Origin of the sequence: Fulvivirga kasyanovii (assembly GCF_009711405.1) — a bacterium.
Taxonomy (GTDB): Bacteria; Bacteroidota; Bacteroidia; order Cytophagales; family Cyclobacteriaceae; genus Fulvivirga; species Fulvivirga kasyanovii.
In genome coordinates, this window is the sequence record NZ_SMLW01000391.1 from 1 (window position 1) to 8,357 (window position 8,357).

An 8,357-nucleotide genomic window follows, 5' to 3' on the forward strand; every position below is an offset into this window, starting at 1 on the left:
GTAAATCAAAGGGTTATGATGAGAGAAAGAATTTTAGTACAACATAAGTACAACAACAATATTTGGTAAACGACTGAATATCAATATTTTGAAAAAATGGCGGGGTAGCTCAGATGGTTAGAGCGCAGGATTCATAATTGGCTAAAAAAGCCGGTTGTGCCCCCAGACAGAAATGTCTGGATGGAATAGGGTTAATTCATGGAAACCTAAATTCTGATAAAAAAATCAGGATATGGCAATCATGAGCCAAGCTTCGGAAGCGTCCGAGGAAGGTGCAGAGACTAGTTGGTGTGGTACGATCTTACCACATAATACAACATTAACGCCCTACACCTGACTCTCAATATTTATTGAGAAAGGTGGTGATATAGTCCACGCATTAGTGAAAGCTAGTGATAAGTGAACCCTGAGGTCGGCAGTTCGATTCTGCTCCCCGCTACAAAAAAATCCCGGTCTCGGCCGGGATTTTTTTATTCTAGCCACTGTTCAATGGCTTATTTTACTCGCAAACCATGTTGCGTAGGTAAAATCTCATCATATCTACAAACAACTTGACTTCCAAATGCTTTGAATTGATACGGAACTTTGGTTTCAGGTGGATTTGCAAGGAAAAAAATGTAAGCATTTTTTTTGCTTTCCTCATAACTGTTCAGTTTCTCATTTTTAACAATTTCTAATTGACTTAGAATTCTTTTTTTATTGTGGATCGTTAGTTCTTCAATCAATACGGAATAGTAATTGTTTGCTCTACTTTCTACCCATTCATCGAATTCAAAGAGCTTGACCTCCAGGCTTGAAACAGTTTCAATTACACTTTCCTTTGAAAGATTTACGCGGCCAAAATATATCTTTCTACCATTATATTGGTTTTCGTTTCTTCCTTTTATCCTTTTAAAGGCAAATCTATATTCTGTCTGCAAATTTAAAAGTTGCAGAGGAGCATCGCGATTGAATGGACTGTTGAGATAAAAATCGACTATCTGACCTATAGCAGTGACTGTACGATTTCCTTTAATGAGATTGGTTGATTCAGAAGATTGACTCCCTTTTCTAGGTTGATAGCTATCTTCATTCATTGAGTCTTCTGGGAGCTCACTTTCAACTTTAAATGTATTTTTAGTGGGAACAACCAATTTAGACGGATAGGGATAAGGAATTATCCCGTTTTTACCAATATTCCCACTCCTGGCTTTCTTCAATAGGATAGTATATTGATTAAAGCTGCATATTTGAGCATGTTCAACGCCCTTTGCAGTTTTGAAGTAAGGTCGTGTTTTATTGTGCTTTTTATAAGAGCAGGGAAAGAGTTGAATTCTGCATTGTTCATCAATACATTCGTAATTTTCACTATCAACAGAAGTGAGGTTTTTTAATTCTTCAGCCTCAATTTCTTCACCTGTAATTTTATCTCTGGCAATATTCATACTGAAAAATCGAAACAGCTTTTGTTAAATCAAAACTATTTCCTGCCAAATAATGCTTTCCATAATCCCTTCTTCCGCTCCAACACCACACTGTAGAGGCTATCTCCCTGGGTATTGGGATTATCAAACCTGATCTCAGCCACAGCCTGTTTTCTTCTAAAAATATTGAAAGGTGGCTTACCTGGCCGTTTATAATAGTGAAAAACTTCAAAATTGTGGACGACTTTGTACTCAGCAAATAAGGTATCCAATGAGGGTACGTAGAGTCCTTTGAATTTGAGATCAGGATTATTAAGGGTAAACTTTTTTGCTGATATGGGCTGTAAAGCTTTGGTTGGCTCTAGCAAGTAAACGGTGTCCACTGAACCGGTTTGAAAGGTGCCACTGGTGGATGAGCGAACCGATGAATAGCTGATGAGATTTCTTTTAAGATTACCAACTTCCTTTCTAATTGTTTCTTTCAGATTAGACTCCAGAACGAGTTTAGCATTGGCCGCATCAATCTCGGCAATCTCAGCACGAATTCTGTTCTTACCTGCATCATCACGCCAGATTTCAACCTCACGTTGTTTGAGCTGATAGATTTCCTGGTAATCATCGGTCTTCTGTTTTTCCTTTCTAAGCAATAAGAAAAGTGCCACGATCACGACTGCCTGGACTATCCAGTAATACTTTCTGATGAAGTTGAAAATGGTGAGGATTGTCATGGTTAGTTTCCTTTATCGGTTGCCATCCTATCCTCCTTGTCCTTTAGCTCCAGCTTGATCTCGTAGAGTAGCCGGGTCATATCGGCATTGGTGCGGGTCAACTGCTGAAAAAGCTTTTCCTGGGTCATCTTGAGTTCCATACTGTTTTGTTTCTGAGTATCCACATCATACTCCAGGCGTGCCAGCCTGACGTTCACATTTACCCACATGGTGATGATTACGATCAGCAAACTGACCGAGCTAAAAATCAAATGCCCCATATTCAGGGTCGTGTTTAATCGTATGATAGCATTATGCTCCTTCTCCATTTGCTTCTTCTTCAAAATTGTTGATGATCTTCTGTTTGGTGATATGGTATTGAATACCAGTTGCTCCGTAGCGGTTTTTAGTAGCCACAGCATAGTTGTTGATGAATGTATCGTCTACTTTGACTACTTCCAGATTGATCCCGGCATCAAACAGTGGTGCGGTACCTCCCCGGATGGTACCCTGAGTGGTGCGTTGAAAAATGATTATGAAAATTGTGTTGGGGAATTCTTTTCTTAGCCGGTCAAATTCTGAGGATTTGACATGCAGCTTGTTCCAGCTATCAATGACGAAGACATCAAATTCCTTGGCCGTTTTGCGGATGGTATCAAACCCTTGGGGTAGTTGGTCAGTAATAAAAATATTGTTCCTGTTTTCAGCTTCCAGATACTCTTCCCGCATCCTTCTGACCAGGTCGGATTTGCGGCCAATCTCCAGCGAAAAAATGGCCACCTTCATATCCAGGTCAGCAAAGGCATTGGCCAGTTGGTAGCTGAAGCGTGTTTTGCCCCCTCCCTGGTCGCCCTCGAGTGTGATGGCCAGCTCAAATCTTTCCAGATCGCCTAGCAGTAAACCCAAGTCTCCAGCCAAGCGAAAAGAATTCTCAGAGGGCACCTCATCAATTTCATTCATAGAGTCAAAAAGGCTCTTCTTTCCCTTAGGTTTAGCTGTTACTTGTAAAGCCGGAACATCCAAACCATTCAAATCTTTAGTGTTTGAGCCTGCTTCCAGTTCTTTTTGCCACGAGTCATTTATGGTAATTTTGACTTTGCCATGATCAGGAAGCCGGTTGTATTGCCTGATGAGGGTTTCCTGTATTTTAGTGATATGTCTGGCCAGTAGCGATGACTTTCTGATTCGTTTCTCTAGAATGGCCTTTTGCAAAGACTTGATATAAAGCCCCAGTTGATGCTTGGTTTTCACCTGGTTGTGCATCCTGAGAAACTTGACTATAAATCCTGCTGCCGCATCACTGCCTTGCTGAAGGTGATCGTTTAATTTCTGAATGTACAGGTCTATGGATTCGGTTACAGTTTGATCTTTTTTGTACCAGGCATTTGCTTCTAAAAAGAACTCGTGTCCCTCAAGAAGCACTTTGGGAAGGGCTTGCAGATTGACCCCCTGGATTTTCTCTGAATAGTTGTTGACCGAAATCATATGTCAAGGATAAACCTATTTGAGATTTAGCTTTCGGCTTGATTCGTGTTGAGTTCGGGTTATTTAAACATCCACTAAATTCAAGTTGAGTTTCAAGCATCTGGCCTTCATCTGTAGCTGATCGTTTGCACCATTCAACTCAGATTTCATCGGATAATTAGCCGTCAATACTTCTATTTTTATTTTATTGGTCTGCTTGGTAACTGCCACTCCTGACTGTTTAGTAATAGTATGCCATTTGTGCTTTTTGGTGAATCCATCTAACACATCCGAAGGATAGCTACTCAGTAAAAATTTGCCCTCAACCTCACTCAAGGTTTCTAGAAGCTGGGTAAAATCCTTTTCCGTGTAGCCTTTGTAATGGCCCATATCAGAGTTGAAGTAAGGTGGGTCGCAATAGAAGAAACTGTCGTCACCATCCCGGCTCTTAATCACCTGTAATGCGTCATTGCTCTCAATATCCACCATATCCAGCCGTTGTTGTAGGTCTTTGGTGAATGCCAGCTTTTTATTGACAAATCGCTTTAGCGTTCCATTGCTGTGCCGTTCGTAGGCATAACCGCCAAAGATTCGTGAAGAAAAACTCATATTGGTTTGTACCCAGAATGCCCAGGCGCGTTTGACGGCATCAAATTTATCCGCATTTTTGAGGATTTCCTGTGTCTCCCGGTGAACCTGCCGGCTGTGTGGGGTGGACTGTACGAGTTTTACCAGTTTATTAAAATCGCTGTGGCATACCCTGTAGAAATTGACTACCTCTCCGTTCAGGTCATTAATCACTTCCATTTCGGATGGCTCTTTGGCAAAGAACACAGCAGCCCCTCCGACAAAGGGTTCGCAATAGAGCTTATGTTTAGGTATAAGAGATAGGATCAAGGTCACAAGCCGCTGTTTGCCTCCGTAATAAGTGACAGGTGTTTTCTTGACAAAATCAAGGTTTCCCAATGGTGATTCCAGAGTGCGGTTATTGTGTTTAGACTTACCTCTTGGCCCCAAGCTATTCACGATATTCTCGCCAACTGCACGAACCACAGGTACACTTACTGCATTGCCTAAGAGTTGGTATCTTTGACTGTCACTGATTTCCCTGGCTTCCCCATCCCATATTCCTTTGCTTGTCCAGCCATCAGGGAAACCCTGGAGACGTTCACACTCTAGTGGCGTGAACCTGCGGATAGTCTCCATATTAGTGAGTAGGTTTTCTCGCTCTGTATTAGTAGTCAACGCCCCGGTAATCCCATCTTCCCGCACTTCAAATTCCCGCTCCCGGAATGGCGCATAGTCTTTTCCCTTCTTCTGGTTTTTTCTTCTAATTGCCTTGGCTTTTTCCGTTCGGACAGAGCGCATGGGATGCCATTTCTCCAGCAGAAAATTATGGTCATCGGATTGGGTAATGCAGTTGGTGACACCTGCTTTTCGGATGTTGAGGTTTTCACCTTTTTCATACTTTTTGCCCCTTAGGGTAAGAATGTAAGGAGAGTAATTTCCGCTCTCACCAACCTTAGTGTTTATTGTTGGAGCAATGTTGGCTTGTGTGATGCTTTCATGGCTTTTTTCAACCGTCTGATGGTTTGATCCGATAGGAAATACCTGGGGCCGGGCTTGGTTTCTAAGAGATCCGACAAGGTACAAGCGCTCTCGGTTTTGGGGTAGAAACCAGGAAGTATTAAGCAATTGCCATTGGAGCTCATAAAGCCCAAGGTCGGCAAACGCTCGCAGTACGATTTCAAAGTCTTTGCCTTGGTTACTGGAGAAAAGTCCTTTGACGTTTTCAAAGATAAAAAGACGGGGTTTGAGTTCGTTGAGGATTCTAACTGCCTCAAAAAAAAGCCGGCTTCTTTTTCCTTTGATCCCTTGCCTTTTTCCAGCAATGGATAAATCCTGGCATGGAGATCCGAACGTGACAATGTCTGGTGGTTCAATGTTTCCTTTTTTGACTGCTTCAACGGATCCGGCATGGATAGCTTTTTTAAAGTTGAATTGGTAGTTGGCAATGGCATATTTATTAATCTCACTGAAGTAATGCTTTTTAAATGAAAAGCCGGCATCAGACAGGCCTTTCGGGAATCCGCCTATGCCACTGAAAAGATCAAGTAGGATTAACCCTTTCATTTCTTCCTAATAACCCTTTTGGATTTTTTACTTGCAGCTACTAAAGGATCTAGTATATCTTCCGTCTTATGGAGTTCATCAATTAAGGCTTTGCGAACGGCATTGGTCTGGCCAATGGCATTGTGAAAGCTGATTTCTTCGGTCAGGTGTCTCTGGTAACACTTAAGGGCTTTGATGATGATAGCTTCTTGTTGGGCTTTGGTCATGATTTTTTAGGTTTAGTTAAATCAAATTCATAGCGCACGGCATCAGTGGCCTTGCGCCTGAAGGCCATCAAAGCGTGTTCCGCTGATCTACCGAAAACTGGTGGAAGGATAAATTCATCAATCTTTTCGGCAATCTTGTTAAGTTCTCCAGTTGGCCAGTCCTTTTGAGTATTTGTGGTCAGAATGACAAGTAACCCACCAACGCTTAATAGCTGGAGCGTGTGATAGATGAAGGTCACGACCACCGATAATTGATCGGAATGCGGATAATTTGGATGAAAATAAGCGTGATATGGTGGCCAGCCAATGGCTAATGTGAATGGGTAGCCTGGAAGATGGCTAACCTTACGGTATACATCAGTGGAGGGCCAGTCAAACAGCATTTCCAGATTAATATTGCTGTAATTAACCTGCGAACCGATTAGTGGAAGATCATTTTTAGCTTGGAATACGATAGCATTCTGACTTAGACTATAACCATGATGCCTCGCCAGTCTCCAAGCCAAATCTTCCAATTCCTGTGTACCAAACAGCGGGTGCAAATGTTTCACCTCGTTCATAGGACTAGATTAGAGCTTACCGGATTTCTTCAACTCACGGGTAGCTCGCTGGATGGCTTTCGTCCAGGCTTCACCTCGTTTCCGGGTGCGTTTGGCGTGTCTGCTTATTAGTGTCACCCTCTGGGTATTGGCTGCTTTTCCGGATGATGATCGTCTTTTACTTGTTTTCTTCCTTGCCATGATTCCTTTTTTTATCAATCATAGCAAAGGTCAAAAAACTGCTTTCGGGTTGGTTCGGGTTGAGGTGGGATTAATATTTCTAATCCCTTTTATTTCTAAAAAATGTGGTTTTTAACTAAAAAGAGAAACAGACTGTGGTACTCCAGGGGTTTAAAATTTATCGCTGGCCTATTTTTACTGCTTAATTATTTTCAATTTTCCCTGATCATGTTCTTTAAAAGCATTACTTCTTTCCAGTAAGCTTTCCATTTTATCCATATTTTCACCCACAATGGTTTCACTGAAATCGAGTGCCCTTTGCAGCATCCGGATATAAGGGCCAGGATCTTGCTGGCGGGTCAGTTTTCTCAGCGCTCCCATGTAATCATCTCGGTAAACTGTGGGTATGATAATCTTGGTTTGACCTGCATTGACCATTTCAGCATTCATCATGACCCTGGCAATACGGCCATTGCCGTCCAGGAAGGGGTGTACCTCGCTGACCATAAACATCATGTAAACGGCTTTAGCAAAGGGATCATCCAGCGCATTGTAATAATCAAACCCTTTGATGAGTGTTCCTTTTACAAGTTCATGATCTACAAAGAAAGTATTGCCTGCTCTGTTATTTCGGTCTTTAAATGCTCCCGGATTTTTAGATTTTCTGGCACGAAGTAATACCTTGTGGCGATACAACAGCATGTCAAGCAACTCTTCGGGAGTGGCAGGCGTTTGTTGCATCTCCGTCCGGTTACTTACAATCTGATAGGTACCCAAGACATCATGCGAATCTTCATCGCGGGAAGGTAGAGGCGTATTGGTAGCAATGATCTTCTTGGCTTCCTCCAGTTCAAAGACCGTACCTTCAATGTAGTTTGAAAAGTAAGCTTCAAAAAAAGCAAAATTTCTGAAGGATTGCGTGGTTGCATTCTTTTCCGGGCTATCTCTGAACTGACGTTGCTTCAGTTCCACAAATAGTTTCTCAAACAGTGATATCCGGGAAGGGTCATAAGGAGCGCCAAGCGCTCGGGCTACCGCTATCGGGGATGAAAGTATTTTGGAGGGCTTGGTATTGAGTAGTGCGCTGATGAGCTTATTCAGTTTTTCAAATTCTGAATGCATGCCCAATTTTTCGGCTATATCCCGTGCACGGTCTCTTAGCTCATTTAATCCTGCTTCGCCTTTTACCCGTATCACCTGCTCCAGCCTTTCTTCAACCTCGGGTAAGGTCAGCGTTTTAGACTCGGGGCCCGGCCTTCTGGAAACTTGTAAGTTTTCCAGCAAAGCCCTTTCTTGTTGAGAAGCGTACAACTCTCCGGATAACGGATTATCCCCTTCTATCGGGCCTGGCCCTTCCAAAAACCTTAAAGTGATTCCTGGTATCGTTATCTTTTTGGTGTAGGAATAAGTAATAAATAATTGGTCAGCTGAAGTTGGTTTAAATTCCAGGGCGGAACGGTGACTTAGCAAAGCACCCGTATACAACCTGCCCAGGATGGTGAAAATATTTCGTCTTACAATATCCCCCGGAGTATCTTCAAAGTTAGATGAGTAAATCCGGGAGGCTATTTTTCGGAGCTTTCCTGCTTTTTCCAATTTGGAAATCTGGGTGCTAATCTTCGGATCGCTGGAGGATAAGACAACTTCTTGAAGGTGTATGGATGAAATATTTTCCATTATGAGAAACTTATCCCGCAATATCTAAAATATTTTCCAATATAAATC

General features: G+C 42.3%; 9 protein-coding genes. All 9 read right to left on the reverse strand.

All coding sequences use genetic code 11. From position 1 onward, the window contains the following. Positions 1-494: 494 nt before the first annotated feature. The 9 genes from E1163_RS04890 to E1163_RS04930 all read right to left on the reverse strand — a co-directional run bounded on the left by E1163_RS04890 (position 495) and on the right by E1163_RS04930 (position 8,309). Positions 495-1,424: a hypothetical protein gene (locus E1163_RS04890; RefSeq protein WP_155170093.1), complete on the reverse strand. Its 930-nt coding sequence runs from the start codon at positions 1,422-1,424 to the stop codon at positions 495-497. A gap of 35 nt (positions 1,425-1,459) precedes the next feature. Further along, positions 1,460-2,131, reverse strand: coding sequence for a hypothetical protein (locus E1163_RS04895; RefSeq protein WP_155170095.1), 672 nt, complete (start codon positions 2,129-2,131; stop codon positions 1,460-1,462). Positions 2,132-2,133: 2 nt separating this feature from the next. Then, positions 2,134-2,454, reverse strand: coding sequence for a hypothetical protein (locus E1163_RS04900; RefSeq protein ID WP_155170097.1), 321 nt, complete (start codon positions 2,452-2,454; stop codon positions 2,134-2,136). Continuing rightward, positions 2,423-3,595 carry an antirestriction protein gene (locus E1163_RS04905; protein WP_155170099.1) on the reverse strand — a complete coding sequence of 391 codons (1,173 nt, stop codon included), beginning with the start codon at positions 3,593-3,595 and terminating at the stop codon, positions 2,423-2,425. The genes E1163_RS04900 and E1163_RS04905 overlap by 32 nt, the downstream gene beginning before the upstream one ends. Before the next feature lie 63 nt (positions 3,596-3,658). Further along, a complete protein-coding gene (gene dcm / locus E1163_RS04910; protein WP_155170101.1) occupies positions 3,659-5,707 on the reverse strand; it encodes a DNA (cytosine-5-)-methyltransferase in 2,049 nt (682 codons plus the stop codon). Next, the gene (locus E1163_RS04915; protein ID WP_155170103.1) at positions 5,704-5,913 is read right to left on the reverse strand and encodes a hypothetical protein; all 210 of its coding nucleotides are present in this window, start codon (positions 5,911-5,913) and stop codon (positions 5,704-5,706) included. Before E1163_RS04915 ends, dcm begins: the two co-directional genes overlap by 4 nt. Then, positions 5,910-6,473, reverse strand: coding sequence for a hypothetical protein (locus tag E1163_RS04920; RefSeq protein WP_155170105.1), 564 nt, complete (start codon positions 6,471-6,473; stop codon positions 5,910-5,912). The genes E1163_RS04915 and E1163_RS04920 overlap by 4 nt, the downstream gene beginning before the upstream one ends. Before the next feature lie 9 nt (positions 6,474-6,482). Beyond that, positions 6,483-6,653 (reverse strand): hypothetical protein, encoded by a 171-nt coding sequence (locus E1163_RS04925; protein WP_155170107.1) that lies wholly within the window; start codon positions 6,651-6,653, stop codon positions 6,483-6,485. A gap of 174 nt (positions 6,654-6,827) precedes the next feature. Further along, positions 6,828-8,309, reverse strand: a complete 1,482-nt coding sequence (locus tag E1163_RS04930; RefSeq protein WP_155170109.1) for a Fic family protein — start codon at positions 8,307-8,309, stop codon at positions 6,828-6,830. Between the last annotated feature and the right edge of the window lie 48 nt (positions 8,310-8,357).